Genomic DNA, 19,740 nt, shown 5'->3' on the forward strand with positions numbered 1-19,740 from the left:
ATGTAATGTAACGGGGACGATGGTTAGCTTTTGTTGCGGCATATGAAAAGCACCTCCTTTAAATTAATACCTTGATTGTACCAGGAGATGCTGCCGTTTTATATGCGTTGTTTGAATACGGGCTTACGCCACTCTGCTTTCCATATGGCTAAAACAGTTTACAATTGGAGCAAAGACTTAATTGTTTGTACCAATGGAAAGAAGATATTGACCGTAGAGCAAATGAATATGTTACAAAGAAAAGGAATTAAAGTATATGAGCAAAAAATTAAATCTCTTATAGGCGGAAATGGGAGTTTAGAAGCTGTAATTTTTGAGGATGGTGAGGAGGTAAAGAGGAATGGAGGATTTTTGACACCTGAATGGATTCAAGCCACCACTTTCGGTCAATCTTTAGGATGTAAAACACACGAGCTCGGTGGAATTATAACTGATCAATTTGGCAGAACTAATATTGAAGGGATATATGCCGCTGGAGATACGTCAGTTATTGCTCCTTCACAAGTGATTATTGCAGCAGCTGAAGGTTCTAGTGCCGCAATGGGAGTCAATACAGACTTATCTCAAGATGATTTTAATTAAACCATTTAAAGACTTTGTGAAACAATGTACTTAAAGTAACGGGGTGCTTTAGTAGAAGAAGGAGTTGTTTATTATCGTCGCAATTGACCCAAATTGTGACTCAAAAGAAGCTAGATAGAAGCGCCTAGTGGCACTTCTATCTAGCTGGATTGTTCTTTTATTTAATGTGTGATACTAGTACCCTCCCATAAATTGTGTACCAACAATAATCAAGAGGATGAATAGTACCACGATTAAAACAAAACTCATTCCACCGCCGTAACCGGAACCGTATGACATAATTTATCACCTCCTTTTTTAAGAGGTAGTACATCATACGTATTTATTGTTATTTTTGAAATGGACAAGCATGGAATTATATTGAAAAAACTTTTTTATTGAAATTCAAGGGAAATGCAAAAATCCCCGAATGGGGGCTTTGGGCAGTTAATATCCGAATGGACCTGATGGACAACAAGGGTTGACTGGACATCCGCACATTGTATGTGTTTCACAACATTCATTTACGCAGGATTCAGTGTGTGGAAAATAATGTTGATGGTTAACATGAAGCTTGTTAACTGTTGTTGTATGAGAAGGATGGACATGAGAGACTACTTTATTAAATAAGTTTGTTTTTATATATTGTTTTGCAGGGTCAACAAGTCCTGGATCATACTGTGTTGGAAACGCTTGAGGCGGACAGTATATTGGCGGACAAGGTGGTGGAGGGCAATATTGGGATGGCATTTGTTGTACAGGAGCAACCTGAATTGGCATAGCATTTGGCATTGAGTTTGCATCATATTTGATGGTGGAAAATTTCTATTCATCGTTAAATAACCTCCATGTGAATTTGTTTGGTTCAACATTTTTTCTTAGTAAAAAATGTGTTGCATATTTTACCCAACTTTGTATGTAACGACAGGTATTATTGGCATAGCAACATATATATATATATGAAGCTTTTTCATACAAAAAAAGCTACAAATGCTGTTTATCGTTACACTGATATGATGACAATTTACCCATTCAAGCGAAGGCGAATCATTCAATGCCATATTTCCCGTGAGTTTCTTTATTGGTACTGTTTTTTTTAGATATATACAGTTTTTTAGTATTGTCTAACCCAGCATAAAAAACCTCTGAACAATCTTTGATTTTTTGTTTATTAAGTTCAGATATTAGCCATTCTTTATCGAATCCAGCGCTTGTTAAGTTTTCCTCCATTATTGCGCCATCAATGATTATATCCTTTTCAAGACCTGAACTTGTTGTTTGAATGTTCATATGAGAAGGGGTAAGTGGTTTTTTATCTGATTTAGGTAATACAGATAAATTCCCATCTGTTTCCATTATGGCGAATTCTACATCTGCCAAATGGAAGGCATTTTTTTCTCTTAATTTCATTTTTAATTCATTTATGGTCAATTTCATTTTCTTCATATTTTCGTCTACAATGGTTCCCTTTTCAACTAAAGTAATCGGTTCAGAATTGAATAGTTTCCTTAACGTGATGTTTTTCAAACTTAAGTAACCAGCGAATACAGTCAAAATGGCGAATAATATTAAGGCAGTTGTGCCTGATAGTGTTGCAAATTGCTTATCAATAATGGCATTTGCAACTAATGGACCCATACAAACACCCATAACAAAATCAAAAAAGTTCATTTGGGATATAAGTTTTGTACCTATTTTTCGGGTTAAGAATAAAGCTAAAATGTATATTCCAATACCTTTTAGTATGGTTACGAAGAAAACACTTCCCATATATGTGCTACCTTCTTTTATTTTATTTTTGCTATAGATAGTAGTATTAGAAGGAGGTTAACGGGATATTCATTTATCAACCAATATTATACTTAAGTCTTGGAAATGCAGTCTTAATGGAGGGAGTACCACGAAACGAATACTTATTATTTTGTCTCGATCTTTTCAAGCCAATTCTTAATGAGTCTGAGGCGGTACCCTTAAATTGGGAGTTAGCATATCTTTCCTTTTTCAAAAACCTAACGAAAAGTTTGTGAAGGAATGTACTAAAAGTTTAGTTTAAGAAGACATATACTTATGAACTTCAACAGTCGGACGAAATTATGCGCAAAAATGGTGCTCTTTCTTTTTGTTTAGGGCCATTTGTTGAAAAGGGAATATTTCCAATTTCTAATGAATATAGAATTATAAATATGCTTATCAAAAGTGGTGAGATACATAGGGGAAAAATTTAATTTCTTTTTGGGCAATGAAACGGAAAAATGTATAACCAACAGACTTCGGAGCATGGGTTGTGTTTTCGCAGAAGATGAGACACGGTTACTTATCTCAGAGGCACGAACTCCAGCGGAACTCAAGAAAATGGTGGAAATGCGAGCCGATGGTTTACCCCTTGAATATGTTGTTGGATATGCAGAGTTCTGTGGTTTGCGTATAGAAGTAGACCGGGGCGTTTTCGTGCCTCGCAAACGTACTGAGTTTCTTGTTCACCAGGCAGAAGCCCTGTCATGTTATGGTGATATCGTCGTTGACCTATGTTGCGGGTCAGGTGCTGTGGGTGCAGCACTGGCGGCAGCTTTAGGACGAGCGGAATTGTATTCTATTGACATTGATCCTGTTGCAATACGATGTGCTGGCCGTAACGTAAAGGATTTCGATGGCCACGTTTTTGAAGGTGACTTGTATAAAGCTCTGCCCCACTCACTTAAAGGCCATGTGAACATCCTAGTTGCGAACGTACCTTACGTTCCCACCGAGGCAATCAAGCTGCTACCACAGGAGGCTCGCCTGCATGAACCAAAGGTGGCGCTTGACGGAGGAGAGGATGGACTTGACATACAGCGAAGAGTAACAGAAGAAGCACTTCTCTGGCTGGCACCGGGAGGACATCTTTTGATAGAGACGAGCGAAATGCAGGCATCTCAGACTTTTGAAATCTTTTCAGGTGCTGGGCTTACCACAAAAGTGGCTAGAGATGAGGATCTGGACGCTACTGTCGTTATCGGATCAAATTCTGTTTTTTAGAGTAAATCAGTACTTAGTCTTAATCACAAATGAAATGATAATTTTAGAAAGTTTAAGAAATATATTATGAAAGTTTTGGATTTGAAAAATTTGCAATTGGTATAACAAAGAATATAGATCGATAAATTTAAGTTAATTTATTATAGGAGCCTTGACAGTAAAACTGCGGTTTTTCTGCCTTTTAGAACTAACAGATGTTTTTCAGTTTGAATGCTCTACGATCGGGCGCAGTCCTATAACATCGATGTGTCCATTTTTCACTTTTTAGGGCCAGTTTGATGAACAGCACATTTAAAGAGGATGGGTAAGGGAGAAGAGGCTGCGCTAATGGCGAATGCTTTTTAAATTAATCATTAATCAAAACAGAGGCGCGCATATAAAAATAAGTAGTTCCGTTTCGGTGGAGAAACATACCAAATAGTATGTTAATTAGCAGACCAAATCGCATATGATTTGGTCTCTTATTTTCCTCTTATATATCAACAATTATGAGATATTACCACTTTAATTAGAGAGCAAAATCGCAGCCTAAAAACATATTGACAATAATTATTGTCAACGTGCTAATTACTATGTGAATTCGTATGCAATTTGCTAGGTTGTTTTTTTAATGAGGTTCACTTGGTTTTTTTGAAACATATGTAGTCTAATCCATAATGGGGTAACCGGCGAAGGTAAAATAAGCGGAGATTTTTCCGCTATATGCAGAACGGAGCTCGTTTCGGGGAATATAAGGGGAGTTTTTCCGCTTATTCAAAGCAAAATTACCTATTTTCACATTTTTCGAGTCAATAGGCGGAAACCCTCCGTCTATTTTAGCTATTTTCAGTGTTTTTTGTTACTTAAGGGAAAATTCTCCGCCTATTTATCAAACTTGCCTTAGCATTTAACGACTTGTACAACTTCTCCATATTAAAGACAAAAATCCCAAGCTTTTTTGTGTGCTAGTTATATTGTTATTTACTTGTTATTCATGCTGCGATTTTAGATTTTCTCCACGTTATCGGAACTACTTAATATAAAAAGCGGGTCTTTTTGTTATTTGACCATATCTTTGCATCATTCTTGTTAATAGGGCGGCTATTTTTATATCAGAAATAAGGTGAAAGGTATCAGAATAAATCCTCAGCACACAGGGGATTATTTTCCATAGGTTAAAGTCGCACAATATTCTTTATGTATTTGGACCGTCTTGCTATAATAAATACTACAGTTGTAAAAGTAGGAGGGTTATCATGAAGGAGATTCCACAAATATCAGAAGCGGAATATGAAGTGATGAAGGTTATATGGAACAATGAGCCGATTTCGACTCCTGAGGTAGTGGAGAAATTATCGAATAAGAGTGATTGGAAGCCAAATACCATTCACACCATGTTGGCACGCCTAGTTAAGAAAAAGGCTTTGCATGCAAGAAAAGATGGCAGAGTGTTTATATATACTTCACTGGTTGAAAAGCATGATTATGTTGAGCAAAAAAGTAAATCCTTTCTGCAGCAGTTTTTCGGCGGTACGTTACATTCAATGGTCTTAAATTTTATTGAAAATGATCAGTTATCGAAAGAAGAAATATCGGAATTAAAGAATATATTGTCCATGAGGGATAAGAAAGAAGGGGGGAAATAATGGATACCATTTTGATGCGGATTTTAGTAAGTACACTTGTGGTATCCCTCCTTATTTTCATCATTCTGTTAATCAAAAAGCTATTAAACAATCATATGACAGTGAAAGCACATTATCATATGTGGTATTTTCTTTGCATTCCAATCTTTGCTGCCTTTTTACCTTGGAATGATTTTTACTTTAAAGAAGGAACTGACTTTTTTAAAAGCTTACTTTTCTTTGATAGAGAAGCGCCATTGAAGGGTGAAAGGATTAATGGAGTGGATGTCTCTCAGGCGCCAAACAGCGATTTATTACATGATTTCACGGTATCGGTAAACAAGGGGGCACCCGATTTCGTCTACCATACATTTTTTACAGTTTGGGTTATTGGAGTGGTTCTTTTTGTTGGGACTGCTGTTTATTCATACTATCAAGTCTATCAAATCAAGAAGTCAGCTGCGGCTGTTCATGACCAAAAGCTAAACAAACTATTAGAAGAGTGTAAAGAGATGGTTGGGGTGAATAGAAACATAAGGCTGCGGGAGACCTCTCTTATTTCCTCGCCCATCACGTTCGGGATTTTTCATCCCTTTATTTTTTTACCAAGCAAAACACGAGAAACATTCTCCTTAAATGAATTAAAATACGTGTTTTTGCACGAACTGCACCATCATAAAAGCAAGGATCTGTTCGTGAATTACGTCATGTGGATATTTAAGATTATTTATTGGTTTAACCCGGTTGTCTGGTATGCTGTAAAAAGGATTCGAATGGATCGGGAATTGGCCTGTGATGCATCCGTTTTAAATCTCTTGGATGAGAGCGGATATATCGAATATGGGTATACTATCATTCGTTTTGCAGATAAAAAGTATGATCGGCCCTTTGAACAGTTTGCTCCAGGTATAGGTGGGACAAAAAAACAAATCAAACAAAGAATTCAGTGTATTGCAGGCTACTCTAGAGATTCTCTATTATTGAAATGGAAAAGCAAGGTCATCTGTGCTGTTTTAGGTATTGTTGTGCTATTCCTTGCTCCAATCACCAACGCTATTGCCAGCTCAAATGATGTGTATCAGTTTAGCGGGAAGAATGCGGTATATGAAGATCTAAGCTCCTATTTTAAGGGCTTCAAGGGCAGCTTTGTTTTATATGATCCCTCTAAAAACCAATATCAAATATATAATCGAGAGATGAGTGAACAGAGGATTTCTCCTGATAGTACCTATAAAATATATTCAGCCCTTTTTGCATTGGAATCCAAAGTGATTTCCCTGAATAACAATAAGCAGGCCTGGGATGGGAAAATTTATCCCATTCCAGAATGGAATCAAAATCAAAATTTAGCGACTGCCTTAAGCCGTTCCGTGAATTGGTATTTCCAGAATACTGATCGAGAGGTAGGAAGAAAGTCGCTTGAAGATTACTTTCATAAGATAAAATACGGAAATGAGGATCTTTCAGGGGATTTGGATAGCTATTGGATGGAATCTTCATTAAAAATATCCCCCATTGAACAAGTGCAATTACTATATGCACTTGAAGATAAACAATTTGGTTTTCAAGAGGAAAATATTCAAGCTGTTAAACAGGCAATCTTTATTGGTGAGAGAAAGAATCGGCAGTTATATGGTAAAACGGGAACCGGTATGGTTAATGGAAAGAATATAAATGGCTGGTTTGTCGGCTTTGTTACGAAAGGCGAAGATCGTTACTATTTTGCTGTCAATATTCAAAATAAAGATGGACAAGCACAAGGAAGCAAGGCTGCAGAGATTGCCAAGCAAATCCTGCATGATAAACGAATTTATTAAAAATCACCCCAGAAAGGATGCACCTTCCTTTTTGGGTGTTTTTGACATTAAATACTACAATTGTAGTATTTTAAGGTGATTGGTACATGATGTCCCTAATATGAAAGGTCTGATATGTTTTGAAGCAGAAAAAGCTGAAAGAAAATAAAGTAAAAAACCGAATTCGATGGAGATTAAATGGTCTCTTTTTTATGGTCTTTGTTCTGTTTTCTATCCTGATTTTCCGCCTTGGCGTCATCCAAATTATCAAAGGGGAAGCTTATGCGGCTCAGGCCGAGAAGTCGGATGTGACGTCCGTAAGCAATTCCGTTCCGCGCGGAAAAATATACGACACAAATGATAGGTTAGTAGTTTATAATATTCCGGAAAAAGCAATTACTTTTACACCGCCGAAAAACCCTCAGCCGGACGAATTGCTCGAACTAGCCAAAAAGTTGGATACTTTTCTAGTCATGAATGAGAAGGAAACCGACAAAGTGACTGACAGGGATTTGAAGGATATTTGGCTGATGGAAAATAACCTTGGAGAGGATTTAATCACAAATAGGGAGGAAAAATTATACAAACAAGGAAAACTGAGCGACAAGGATTTATATCAATTAAAATTGAACCGCATTGCAGATAGCAGCCTCCGGGCAATAGACAAAAATCTAGGGGCCATCTATCGGAAACTTTCGTCAGCAATCGCATTAACCCCTACGATCATAAAAAATGAAAATGTCACAGATGAAGAATTTGCGAGAGTAAATGAAAATCTCGAAAACCTGCCGGGTGTGGATGTCACGACCGATTGGAAGAGGGGCCGCACCTACGGGAAAACGTTCTGGAATATGCTTGGGGATGTAACGAGTGCAGATGAAGGTCTGCCGGCAGAAAAGGTAGAATACTATACGGCTAAAGGGTACAAACTGAATGACCGCGTCGGAAAAAGCTATATTGAAGAGCTTTATGATGGCGTGCTGCAAGGCAAAAAGGAAAAAGTAAAAATGGTGACAGATTCAAATGGAAATGTGGTGAATACAGAGACGGTGTCAGAAGGGAAGAGCGGCAAGGATATTGTTCTGACAATTGATATGGAGTTTCAAGCCCAAGTAGAAAAAATTATGCAGGAAGAGCTAGTCAGTGCAATCCAAAGGCCGCATACGGATACGCTTGACACTGCCTTTGTTGTGGCGATGGAACCGAAAACAGGCCGCATTCTTGCGATGTCAGGCAAAGTGTATAACAGGAAGACTCGGGATTTTACCGATTTTACACCGGGAACCTTCACATATGCGTTTGAACAGGGGTCCGTTGTCAAAGGGGCCACCGTATTAACCGGATACCAAACGGGTGTCAGGGATTTAGGGGAAATCGAGCTGGATGAAGTCATGCGATTTAAGGGGTCGGGAACCTTTTCCTCTTACCAAGTTATGAACAGAATTAATGATTTAGAGGCATTAGAGCGTTCATCTAACGTTTATATGTGGAAAACCGCGATTGAAATCATGGGCGGCAAGTATATCCCAAATGGCACATTGAATATCGATCCGAAAAAAATTGAAACCATCCGTTATTATTTCAATCAATTTGGTTTGGGCATCCCGACAGGTATTGGTTTTGATAATGAAACGGCTGGAATTAAAGGAACTAATACAAGCACCTACTTTCAAATTGCCATCGGACAATTAGATACCTATACACCGATGCAAATTGCCCAGTATATTACAACGATTGCCAATGGCGGCTACCGGATGAAGCCCCAATTGGTGAAGGAGATTCGTGAACCCAATAAGGATGGCAATGAACCAGGCAACGTAATCGATGAAATCGAACCAGTGGTGCTGAATCAGGTGGATATGAGTGAGGAGATGATAAAGCGGGTTCAAAAAGGTTTTTGGCTGGTTACTCATGGTTCAAAAGGAACAGCGAGAGGATATTTTAAAGACGAACCGTACAATGCCGCGGGTAAAACCGGGACCTCGGAATCTTATAAAAATGGGGTGAAGACTTGGAATCTTTCCTTTGCTGGTTATGCCCCATTCAATGATCCCAAGATTGCCATTGCCGTTATTGTGCCAAATGCCTACCGCGATGGTTATGCTCAACCGCACAGTGCAGCTAACAGCATCAGTCAGCGGGTTTTTCGGGCATATTTTGACCTTAATGAAAAAGGACAATCAACTACAAAATGAGATTGACATCTATTTACTACAAGTGTAGTATTAATTATGCAATAAATTATTACAAGTGTAGTATTTATGCGGCCTACTATTACACATGTAATCAATATTGGTGAAGGGGGGAAATTCTTCTTCAGCATTTCGGGGAAACATAAGGCTATAAAAAAGTGATATGGAATAGGATTAAAAAGGGTACAAACGGAATAAATTTTTACGCTGCAACTCCAAAATTCATGGAAATAGCCGATGATTGGCGTTAATCAAAACATAAGGCTGTTTCCGTAAACTATGTTGTTATGCCAAGAAAAGCGGTGGTTTATTCCATTTAGGAATAAGCGGACTCTGCGAAAAAGCGGGATTACAGGATAGCCCCCTTGGAGGTAAGAAATAAGCGGAGGTTTTCCCGTTATTTGCAAAATTAAGAGCTTAAATAGTAAAAAATAAGCGGAGTTTTTTCCGTTATTCAATGAAAAGCACCCGATTTTAGCAGTTTAAAATCAAATAAGGGAAATTCCTCCGTCTATTTCAGCTAATTAACATCCAATTTCCTAAATAAGGGGAATTTCTACCTCCCTATAGAAATCTTAATATACCAACGGTTTGAGTCGTTGTTGGGGTGACAAATAAATATTTTTCGACAAATCTTATAACTGTATTTTACAAATATGTGATTACCTTACAGGCAATGGGTACGCTTCGCGGTCACTACTGGTTTTTTCTGGATGGTAGTGAGAGATTCGTATGCGATGCACTAGGATCTCTGCTTTGCTTATGATGACGTACCCTCCCATGTCTAAGGGCATCTAAGTGCCTACATTCCTTCGTTCGGTCTAGTCATAAGGCAGAGGCCAGCGAAGCTCTATTAGGGACTCGCGGTCGAATGGGAGAAATTATGCCGGCTTCTCCGTGTCATCCTATTGTCTAGGTCGGTTAGTAATTTCGGCCCTTATGCCGCCCCTTTGAGGCAAGGGATATCATTCATCATTCGCTGTGCGTCAAACTCTTTGTGCTTCGTGCTAATACCATGCAGGACTTTCAACAGTTTCCCGCAAAGGACCACAACAGATTGTTTCTTTCGTAACGGATTGATTGTCCGGTTCGTGTAATATTCATGAAGCTTGCGGAAGGCCTCGTTGTGCCGGATTAAAGGCCCACACGCAGCTCTGCTTCAATATCCTTAAGGATTCGGGGATAACTGAAACGGCCGTCTTTCAGGAGACGGGCGATGACCAGGGCATCTTTCTTATCGTGTTTGGTCTGCAGGTTATCGTCTAGTTCCTTGGATCGCTTGACGTGCAACGGATTGGTCATGGCCAGAGGAATGCCGCGTTCGTCCAAGAAATAGGCCAAGTTAAGCCAATAATGGCCGGTGGGCTCAATTCCAACGATAACCTCCGTTTTGCCTGTTTCCTGCATTGCGGATATAATCCGGCTGTAAAATTTCTCGAATCCATCCCGGGATTGAGAAACGGAAAAGGATTTCTGGAGTACCCTTCCGCGGTCATCCACAAAGCAGGCATAATGTATCCGCTTGGCAATATCGATTCCAACAACGAGTGTTTTTTCTGAGACTTGATTTATTTTTTGATTTTGTTTAAAATCCATTAGGAGTCCTCCTGGTTAACAAATTAGGGGTCATTTCGTCGACGATTTGACACCCCGTATCATACCAAGAGGGCTCTTTTTATTTCAAGTCCTCGAAAATCCTTCTAACAGGAATGCTCTATTTTTTGAACGAATCTTAAAAAGGGAGCAAAAAGCAACAATCTTTTAGAAAGAGCAAAACATAATGATGAAACCCAATTATTCTATTTTCAAGACATCTATTATGAATAGAAAGAGGTTAAAATTTTGAGGAAAAAACATAATATTTTCAGTATGAACAATTTTATATTTGCCTTGCTTCTGCTAGTGGCTGCAATTGTACCTCTTGCCGGCTGGTCAATGACCACGCATAATCCTTCTGACAAGCCCGGAAAGGCAGCCGCTAAAACAACAGCATCCCATTTACACCATGAGTTCGCAGATCTTGAGAGCAAATTTGACGCCCAGCTTGGAGTCTATGCTATCGATACAGGTACAAATCGTACCGTCTCCTATCGGCCAAATGAGCGGTTCGCTTACGCATCCACTTACAAAGCTCTAGCCGCAGGTGCATTGCTGCAGCGTTACTCCATTGATCAACTCGACGAGTTAGTTACATACAAAAGCGAGGACATCGTTTCGTATTCACCCGTCACAGAGCTTCACGTAGATTCCGGGATGACTCTTCGGGAAGTTATTGAGGCTGCTGTTCGATATAGCGACAACACCGCAGGGAACCTTTTATTAGAGAAACTGGGAGGCCCTGCGGGATTTGAAACTGCACTTAGGCAGATTGGCGATAACGTTACCCAGGCTGATCGCTGGGAGACGGATTTGAACACAGCTATTCCTGGAGATAAACGGGACACAAGCACACCAAAAGCACTTGCTGCCAGCCTTCAGGCTTTCGCGGTCAGCGACCTGCTCCCTGCTGAAAAACGTACAATCCTTACAGATTGGATGCGGGGAAATGCCACTGGAGATGCATTGATCCGGGCTGGTGCACCAACAGGCTGGGAGGTCGCTGATAAGAGCGGGGCAGGAAGCTATGGAACACGGAATGACATTGCAATTGTTTGGCCGCCGAATAGAGCTCCCATTGTCATCGCAGTTCTATCCAGCCGCGATACACAGAATGCCACCTATGACAATACGCTAATCGCAGAAGCTGCAAAGGTTGCACTTAAAGCTCTTAAGTGAACAGATAAGTAAATTTACTCATCACAATTCTCGAAAGGACTTAATGGTTTCGTGAAAAACTAGTACAACTTAGTGAAATAACTGAGGATTATTTTACAGCTCTTTCACATTTTCAATCCTCACAATCGGGCGCTTTCCTATAATAAGGAAAGTGCCTTTTCCATTAAAGGGACATTTTGTGGAGTAAAGAAGCTGTAAGGCAATTTCAACTGATGAATCGGAATTCGGGATGAAAGTCCTTCGTGTTAAGGTAAAACGAGTTGTCTGATACTCCTGCATGTAGAGAATGGCAGCAGCCTGAACGTGTATAAGCTGGTGAATCTGGCTGAAATGTACCATGTTCTTAAATAGAATATGGTCATGAAAGGACGGGATACTATAAAATATCCAAGGTAAAAATGTCCAGATCGATTGACATACTTGCGAAAATAATGCTGTCATTTTTGTAGTTTTTTCATAAGATCACAACTTTTGTTTTAAAGAAGGCGAATAAAAAAGTTTATTTCATATTCTTCCACTTTCGGATGCAAGAGTTGTAGTTCAAGCTTTCATAGAAAGCTTTCTTAATAATTTTCTGAAGTTAGTAATTTTCTGAAAGTTAAGGATCTATAGGCGAGTATCTATTCCTCCTTCTAAATGGACACATACATTAGTTTTGAAACAATTTGAGGAGGAGATATAGATGTACAGACTATTTGGAATGGGCTTTGGAGGATACCCGGGAATGGGTTTCGGGGGGTATCCAGGAATGGGCTTTGGAGGATACCCGGGAATGGGCTTCGGTGGATATGGAATGGGTTATGGAGGATACCCAGGAATGGGTTTCGGTGGATATGGAATGGGCTTTGGAGGGTACCCAGGCTGGATATAGGCGGTTAAATGAGTACGACTATTTAAAATTTGTCGTTCAACAGGGGCGATTCTTCTATAACGGAGGATTGCCTCTTTTCTAATTTAAGTAACTATTACGAAAGACCACCAAAAAGGTTGAAGGTCTTTGGTGTCTAAATTTTTTAATAACCGCCACTGTCAAGCATATCTTCGACTGTCATTAATGGTTTTGACGGTAATTTGTTTACTGCATGGATCTAATTCATTGTTTACAAGCTCCGCTGAATAGTGGACTCCATATTTTTCCTTAGTATTTCAATCAAGTTTAAATGCTGGTAATGAGGCGAGTGGTAAAGCACTAGGGAGAATATTTATTAACGGTAAATAGCGGTATTTAACAACATAAATGATGGTATTCAAACTTATTACTTATGCATTGTAAGATGTGATGCTTATTTTGGATAAGCAATATGATCAACTGCAATGGGGCACTTTTCTTTTAGTGGCAGTGTTTGTAAAAATGACTCATTTATTCAATATAAGGAATTGCAAATATTCCTCCATTCCATTCAATGGTAAAGAAAACATAAACTATAATACCCAGGCATTCTTATTATCTAAACAATGACATGAATGCAGGCAGTTTTTCATACTATATTTGGGGGTGGAAAAATGCCAAGAGTAAATTACCGAACTTCGGACGTTAAATTAATGGCAAGGATGATGAGAGCAGAAGCCGAAGGTGAAGGAAAACAGGGAATGTTATATGTTGGAAATGTAATTGTAAATCGTATTGTTGCTAATTGTTTAGACTTTAAAGGTTTAAGATGAGTGAATCAGGTAATTTTTCAAGTACAAGGAGGAAATTTTTCCTTTGAAGCCGTTCAAAAAGGGAATGTCTTTTATCAGAGAGCAAGAACTTCTGAAAGAAGATTAGCAAAACAGAATTTGGATTATTGGAGAGATCACCCGGCGAAATATGCTTTGTGGTATTTTAATCCGCATGCTCCATGCCCTCCAACATGGTACGGCCAACCTCAAACAGGTCAATTTAAAGCACATTGTTTTTATGAGCCAAAACCTGGAACATGTGATAGTATTTATAGCGGTTAAGCTTACTCTTTGAGTAAGTTTTTTTCATATGTAGAATAGGCATACAAGAACATACTTTTAGAGATCGTTTTATTGAAGAAAGCATGTTGTGAAATGCTTAACTTAAGGAAACAGGAGCAATGCTTATTAAGGCCGGTGCCTTTTTTAAAAAGGCAGTTTATAGGGTGCGAAGAACGTGATAAGTTTAATCAGCTATTAAGGCAATTTATTGTTTGATAGCTGATTAAACTAATGGGCACAAAAGTTTAAAATGTATGACAAATAACCCGCTGGGATTCCAGCGGGCATTTTTGTTTTAACGGAAAATCCCCTTGTTATTTCGTTTGGCTTCAACCTTCTTTTTTTTAAAACAACCCATGGTCTTTTCATTACTTAAAGTGAACGTCACTAAGTCATGCCCATTTATAATATATACGGGCTCCAATTTCCTTTCTAAGTCTAATATATAGTGTAATGTCATGTTAGCTCTCCATACATTCGAAAGGAAGTGTAAAAGATGGAAAATGCCTTACCGATTTCAAATGCCTTTCCAAATGTCTTACCAAACGCCCTGCCAAATGCTTTACCAAACGCAATACCAAATGCTTTACCGATTACTCCACTTCCTCAGCCATTGTCTTACTCCTATCCTGCTCCTGTTTATGCAGGTTGTTTTCCTGTACGTGGGTGCAATAATTTTATCCTCATTGTCGTGTTGTTTATTTTATTAATTATTATTGGTGCAGTTTGTTTCTATTAAAAGATGTGACTGGATTTATGAAATAATCCTCTTCTTACTTTCAGATGAGGATTATTTTTCATTATCCGTATTTAACGTATTTTTAAAAACTATGAGAACATGAAAAACGTTTAGCTCGTACATGGGTTAATGGTGATATGCACTACGGTCCGATGGTATAAATAAAAAGGAAGTTCTTTCTTACATTGGATAGTGATGCCGCTAACTGGTATCACTTTTTATAATTCAACCAAAATTATTGTGATATTTTCCACTCAAACGGGGGTGCCTGTCCAAAGGAAAATTATCGCAATTTTTGTTGAAGTTACTGTATTAACGGGGCAGGTTCCTTACAGACTGAATAAACATTGCTTGTTATACCCAATAAATGTAAGTGAATATGTTAAACTATTTAAAGAACAATTTTAGATGGGTGACAAAAATGATGAAATGTATGTTTATACTTGCAGTGTTATGTATTCCTATTTTTGCTTACTTTGATAAAGGAGCTACGGGAATTTTGCTTTCGTTATTCTTCATATTTCTTGCAGCATTTTTTAGTAAGCCTAGATTTAAGAAAAAGTGAAGAAGCAAATTCAACAACGAAGGCTGTTTCAATAAGAATTTATATGGTAAAATTATACTATATTTAAAGAATATAGGAGGTAATGCTGTGAGTGACATCGTTTGGGGCAGTCCGGCTAGTTTGTTTTGCTTAGGGTTTTTCTTTGCAGGTTTAGGAGTTTTTATTAAACTATCAAGAATGCCAAGGAAATAGTAAAAGTTTAACATAATAGATAAAACATTAAATAGCAGTCAATAGCAGGCTGCTATTTTTCATAATCCAAAGAAAAGTGCGTAAATATTAATCATAAACTTTAGCAGAGTCATTATAGTAAATGTAAATGTCACTATAAATACATAGAATTTCTATGTATAATATAATTATGAAACAGAACTAAGGAGAGTACATAAAAATCTTATTTAATTAGTCAAATCATCTTTCACAACTCTATAACCTAATAAACGCCCAATAACACATAGAAAAATAGGGAGAGAAAATGCGAATAAAATATATTGTATTACTTGCGTTAATTATCTTAATTGGAATTGTCGGCTTTCAAACGATTTCTCGCTTTACAGAAGGACGAAGTTATTACTTTAAACATTCTGATTCAACCAACCTTTCAAATGAATCCTTTGGGGACGTACGACTGCACGATAATATTCATCATCCATCTTTTGTAGAGGAATATGGAATACCTCTTAGCAGGGAGGATAACGATTTATACGATTATTATCATTGGAAAGGTGGATTAGAAACGGCTTCAGTTATCACCGGGAAAGAAAAAGGGAATATTGTTCGTTTAATAATTGGGGAAGTAGAAGAAGGTGTAAGGGCCAAATCCAGCCTTAAAACAGTAAAAGGAATCGCAATTGGCAGTACGAAACAAGATGTTATGGATTCTTATGGTTCAAATTACTATACAAGGACAGAGCAAGGTGTAGATATCATCGGATATGTTGACCATAAACTTCGTACCACCATTGAATTTTGGCTGGTAGAGGATGGAAAGGTAGCGGAAATACGATTAGATGACACAAACATTGACTAATGAACGATGAATTATTCAAATGAGGTAACGGCGGAACCTCTATTGATCTTTCAAAGTTAATTTGTGAAAGCTTGTACTTTAACGAAACGGGAACGTTTCTTTAAGAAGGAGAAATACGTTTATTTATTGAAGGGGCAGGTTAGGAAAATATGTTCACAAAATAAGGGGGGATTGGACGTGGATTTGTTATCTTGGATTACTGTTGGTTTCATCATTATTGGTTTTATTGTTCTTACTTTTATAAAAAGAAATATAGAAAGGAAGAAAGGGTCGACTGCCCATTCAATTGTTTGGTGGATAGTGGGGACCACCGTTTGGGGAGCAGCGAGTATCATTCTTATTGTATGGTGGTTTAGCAGAATTTAGGGGGTTCTTGCTGCAGTTTTAAAGGAAGCAGGTACATTTTGAAAGAGTGTACTTAACAAATGGTGGCATTAGTGTAAAAATAAATTGATTTTAAAGATATAGACCATATCTTCGTTATTCAATTAAAAAAATTTCACAGTCTAAGTCGCTAATCGCCTTTATTGGCTACCGAAACCCTGACCGGGCTATCCTCGAACAAGAATTGCAGTGCTTCAGCATTTAAGTCAGATAGGCAGTATATCTGGACAAATAGTCCTTTTGCAATTATAAGGAGGCTGCCGTCAGGGCTCATTAAAGAACGGAATGGCCGATGTTATTCTGTGTTTTAAAATAAGAAGAAAAATGGGTTTTAAATCCATTTTTGTAAATAAAATGATAAAAACCCTGTTTCTTGATTTGTTTATCAAAAACAGGGTTTTTTAATAAGTTTATTTTATTTTATATATTATTTTTAATAAAGTTAAGGCTTTGCTTAATAATATTAATAAATATGTTAAAATGGGATGGAAATGGTCTTTCAAAGCTTCGATGAAGGACAGAATCTAGATCTTATGAAGGAAGCTGTCTATCATAGCTCTGATGAAAGACAAAATATAGATTTTTGGAAGGAGGTTGTCTTTCATAGCTTCGATGAAGGACAGAAACTTGATTTTATGAAGGAAGCTGTCTTTCATAGCTCCGATGAAGGACAAAATATAGATTTTTGGAAGGAAGTTGTCTTTCAAAGCTTCGATGAAGGACAGAATCTTGATCTTATGAAGGAAGCTGTCTTTCATAGCTCTGATGAAAGACAAAATATAGATTTTTCAGAGGAAATGGTCTTTCAAAGCTTCGATGAAGGACAGAATCTAGATTTTGCAGAGGAAGCTGTCTATCATAGCCTCGATGAAAGACAGAATTCAGATTTTTCGAAGGAAGTTGTCTATCATAGCTCCGATGAAGGACAAAATATAGATTTTTGGAAGGAAGTTGTCTTTCAAAGCTTCGATGAAGGACAGAAACTTGATTTTATGAAGGAAGCTGTCTTTCATAGCTCTGATGAAAGACAAAATATAGATTTTTCAGAGGAAATGGTCTTTCAAAGCTTCGATGAAGGACAAAATATAGATTTTTGGAAGGAAGTTGTCTTTCATAGCTTCGATGAAGGACAGATTCTAGATTTTTCAGAGGAAATGGTCTTTCAAAGCTTCGATGAAGGACAAAATATAGACTTTTGGAAGGAAACGGTCTTTCATAGCTTCGATGAAGGACAGAATCTTGATCTTATGAAGGAAGCTGTCTTTCATAGCTCTGATGAAAGACAAAATATAGATTTTTGGAAGGAAGTTGTCTTTCATAGCTTCGATGAAGGACAGATTCTAGATTTTTCAGAGGAAATGGTCTTTCATAGCTCTGATGAAAGACAAAATATAGATTTTTGGAAGGAGGTTGTCTTTCAAAGCTTCGATGAAGGACAGAAACTTGATTTTATGAAGGAAGCTGTCTTTCATAGCTCTGATGAAGGACAAAATATAGATTTTTCAGAGGAAATGGTCTTTCAAAGCTTCGATGAAGGACAGAAACTTGATTTTATGAAGGAAGCTGTCTTTCAAAGCTTCGATGAAGGACAGAATCTTGATCTTATGAAGGAAGCTGTCTTTCATAGCTCTGATGAAAGACAAAATATAGATTTTTCAGAGGAAATGGTCTTTAATAGCTTCGATGAAGGACAGAATTTAGATTTTTATCTTTAAGAAGAGATAGGGATGAATGAGTGTGGATATCAAAAATGTACCAAATTGGATTCTGTCTTTGGAAGCTGAAGATATGGAATTCATTAAAAACTTTGTTATTAAATCAGGTTCTTTAAAAGAAATTGCTAAAGTTTATGAGGTTTCATATCCAACAGTCAGACTTAAACTAGACAGATTAATTGAAAAAATAAAAATTAATGACGCTGTAGATAACGAAGAATTTATCAAGTTTATTAAACACCTTTCGATTGATGATCGAATAAGTGTAGAAGATGCAAAGTTGATTATTGAAAAATATAAACAAGAAAGGAATGAGAAGTAATGGACTTTGATATTTATAGAGTTCTTATTTTTGCTGGTGTTTTAGCTGTTCAATTTTTCCTTTCAAGCAGGAATCATGCATTTTTTAAAGGGAGAATGTATCTAAATGAGGATGCCTGCACTAATAAATACAGTTGATCATGTTGTTTTGAAAAGAGCTATTAATTTTTTCATATTTGCTGCAGTGATAACGATTTTTTCCGCAACAATTACATACATAATGAATCCGGACATAAAAAGAGTAATGGAAGGGTTGGGTGATAGTTCATTAGGCAAAATAAAGGAATCTACAGGTATAGATAAAGTATGGTCATATGTTGTTCATAACGGTTTTGCGGTTCCTTTGCAAATGTTTATCTTAGCATTCATTCCTATTCCATTTTTATATTGTATCAATATCGTAACAACTAATGCCTTGCTTGGAGTTGTTTTTGGAATTGCTTTACAAGCTGATTCTGAAAAAGGCTTTGAGCTAATAATTTCTTCCTCATTCTGCTTTTGAGATTTTCGCTTATTGCTTCCTTGCAGCAATTCTCTTGGAATTCAATCAAGTTGTGAGAACCAAAATAAGAAATATCTTTAAGAAAAGGAAAGAAGGAGATTCTTTCGTTGAAAAATTCCTAAAGACAATAAGAATTTACGCTGTTATTGTTTTTCCGTTCATCATCATTGCTGCGTTTCTAGAAACTTATATAGCGGACATGATACTCAATTTATTTCAGTAGGAGGTAATTTTAATAGAATGAGGTGCGTGATTTATCCAGAAGAAATTTCATAAGTCATTGATCTTACTCTATTGGAACCCAGTGTCTTCTATTCAGCAATTGTGCGCTTTAATCTAAATTTAGAAATATTATAAAAGCTAAGTGTTAACCTAATCGAATGGTGACACCCAGCTTTTATTATTTCGGCGGCTGAAGCTGTTTTATCTGCGGGTGGAAGTACTATATCTAAGCCTAAAAAATCGATAACTATTTGCCGGAAAGCGGCTTTGTTATAGATGTAACATCGCCGAGGAAGAAAAATAACACTTTTTAAGAGAATCTAGTTCAACTAGGTTCTTTTTTGTTTTCTGCCAACTGGAATATATTTCACCCCT

General features: G+C 37.4%; 17 protein-coding genes and 2 pseudogenes. 15 read left to right on the forward strand and 4 right to left on the reverse strand.

Features of this window, described 5'->3' with window-relative positions; all coding sequences use genetic code 11:
* Positions 1-102: 102 nt before the first annotated feature.
* Positions 103-582, forward strand: a complete 480-nt coding sequence (locus tag M3183_RS22635; protein WP_251473255.1) for an FAD-dependent oxidoreductase — start codon at positions 103-105, stop codon at positions 580-582.
* A 174-nt stretch (positions 583-756) separates the two neighbouring features.
* On the opposite strand, the gene M3183_RS22640 is transcribed toward M3183_RS22635, so the two are convergent.
* The 3 genes from M3183_RS22640 to M3183_RS22650 form a co-directional block, all read right to left on the reverse strand.
* Positions 757-861 (reverse strand): YjcZ family sporulation protein, encoded by a 105-nt coding sequence (locus M3183_RS22640; protein WP_251473256.1) that lies wholly within the window; start codon positions 859-861, stop codon positions 757-759.
* A gap of 147 nt (positions 862-1,008) precedes the next feature.
* Complete coding sequence (locus M3183_RS22645) at positions 1,009-1,353, reverse strand: CotD family spore coat protein (RefSeq protein ID WP_311315399.1); 345 nt, start codon at positions 1,351-1,353, stop codon at positions 1,009-1,011.
* A gap of 255 nt (positions 1,354-1,608) precedes the next feature.
* Positions 1,609-2,331, reverse strand: a complete 723-nt coding sequence (locus M3183_RS22650; protein WP_251473258.1) for a DUF421 domain-containing protein — start codon at positions 2,329-2,331, stop codon at positions 1,609-1,611.
* Positions 2,332-2,793: 462 nt separating this feature from the next.
* On the opposite strand from M3183_RS22650, the gene M3183_RS22655 reads away from it, so the two are divergent.
* From M3183_RS22655 to M3183_RS22670, 4 genes are all read left to right on the forward strand, one after another.
* Positions 2,794-3,576, forward strand: coding sequence for a putative protein N(5)-glutamine methyltransferase (locus M3183_RS22655; RefSeq protein ID WP_285880852.1), 783 nt, complete (start codon positions 2,794-2,796; stop codon positions 3,574-3,576).
* A gap of 1,235 nt (positions 3,577-4,811) precedes the next feature.
* On the forward strand, positions 4,812-5,201 hold the full coding sequence (locus M3183_RS22660; protein WP_251473261.1) for a BlaI/MecI/CopY family transcriptional regulator: 390 nt from the start codon (positions 4,812-4,814) through the stop codon (positions 5,199-5,201).
* The gene (locus M3183_RS22665) at positions 5,201-6,997 is read left to right on the forward strand and encodes a BlaR1 family beta-lactam sensor/signal transducer (RefSeq protein ID WP_251473264.1); all 1,797 of its coding nucleotides are present in this window, start codon (positions 5,201-5,203) and stop codon (positions 6,995-6,997) included. The genes M3183_RS22660 and M3183_RS22665 overlap by 1 nt, the downstream gene beginning before the upstream one ends.
* A 119-nt stretch (positions 6,998-7,116) precedes the next feature.
* On the forward strand, positions 7,117-9,171 hold the full coding sequence (locus M3183_RS22670) for a peptidoglycan D,D-transpeptidase FtsI family protein (protein WP_251473267.1): 2,055 nt from the start codon (positions 7,117-7,119) through the stop codon (positions 9,169-9,171).
* 1,137 nt (positions 9,172-10,308) lie between these two features.
* Here the strand turns inward: M3183_RS22670 and M3183_RS22675 are convergent.
* Positions 10,309-10,764, reverse strand: a pseudogene (locus tag M3183_RS22675) (IS110 family transposase); the annotation flags it as partial.
* Between the two features lie 273 nt (positions 10,765-11,037).
* Here M3183_RS22675 and bla point away from each other — a divergent pair.
* From bla to M3183_RS22725, 10 genes and pseudogenes are all read left to right on the forward strand, one after another.
* The gene (gene bla, locus M3183_RS22680) at positions 11,038-11,943 is read left to right on the forward strand and encodes a class A beta-lactamase (protein WP_396953752.1); all 906 of its coding nucleotides are present in this window, start codon (positions 11,038-11,040) and stop codon (positions 11,941-11,943) included.
* Between the two features lie 682 nt (positions 11,944-12,625).
* Entirely contained in the window at positions 12,626-12,814 is a 189-nt protein-coding gene (locus M3183_RS22685; RefSeq protein WP_251473271.1) for a hypothetical protein, read from the forward strand.
* Between the two features lie 632 nt (positions 12,815-13,446).
* Positions 13,447-13,887 (forward strand): annotated as a pseudogene (locus M3183_RS22690) (cell wall hydrolase).
* A 496-nt stretch (positions 13,888-14,383) separates the two neighbouring features.
* Positions 14,384-14,626, forward strand: a complete 243-nt coding sequence (locus M3183_RS27210; RefSeq protein ID WP_285880859.1) for a YjcZ family sporulation protein — start codon at positions 14,384-14,386, stop codon at positions 14,624-14,626.
* A gap of 1,040 nt (positions 14,627-15,666) precedes the next feature.
* Entirely contained in the window at positions 15,667-16,221 is a 555-nt protein-coding gene (locus M3183_RS22700; protein ID WP_251473274.1) for a hypothetical protein, read from the forward strand.
* Between the two features lie 177 nt (positions 16,222-16,398).
* A complete protein-coding gene (locus M3183_RS22705; protein ID WP_251473276.1) occupies positions 16,399-16,587 on the forward strand; it encodes a hypothetical protein in 189 nt (62 codons plus the stop codon).
* 509 nt (positions 16,588-17,096) lie between these two features.
* On the forward strand, positions 17,097-18,320 hold the full coding sequence (locus M3183_RS22710; protein ID WP_251473278.1) for a hypothetical protein: 1,224 nt from the start codon (positions 17,097-17,099) through the stop codon (positions 18,318-18,320).
* Positions 18,321-18,342: 22 nt separating this feature from the next.
* The gene (locus tag M3183_RS22715; protein ID WP_251473279.1) at positions 18,343-18,642 is read left to right on the forward strand and encodes a DUF2089 family protein; all 300 of its coding nucleotides are present in this window, start codon (positions 18,343-18,345) and stop codon (positions 18,640-18,642) included.
* A 105-nt stretch (positions 18,643-18,747) separates the two neighbouring features.
* Positions 18,748-19,143: a hypothetical protein gene (locus M3183_RS22720; protein WP_251473281.1), complete on the forward strand. Its 396-nt coding sequence runs from the start codon at positions 18,748-18,750 to the stop codon at positions 19,141-19,143.
* Positions 19,144-19,177: 34 nt separating this feature from the next.
* Positions 19,178-19,366 carry a hypothetical protein gene (locus M3183_RS22725; protein WP_251473283.1) on the forward strand — a complete coding sequence of 63 codons (189 nt, stop codon included), beginning with the start codon at positions 19,178-19,180 and terminating at the stop codon, positions 19,364-19,366.
* Positions 19,367-19,740: the final 374 nt, after the last annotated feature.

It is taken from the genome of Neobacillus mesonae, from assembly GCF_023715155.1.
Classification (GTDB): Bacteria; Bacillota; Bacilli; order Bacillales; family Cytobacillaceae; genus Neobacillus; species Neobacillus mesonae_A.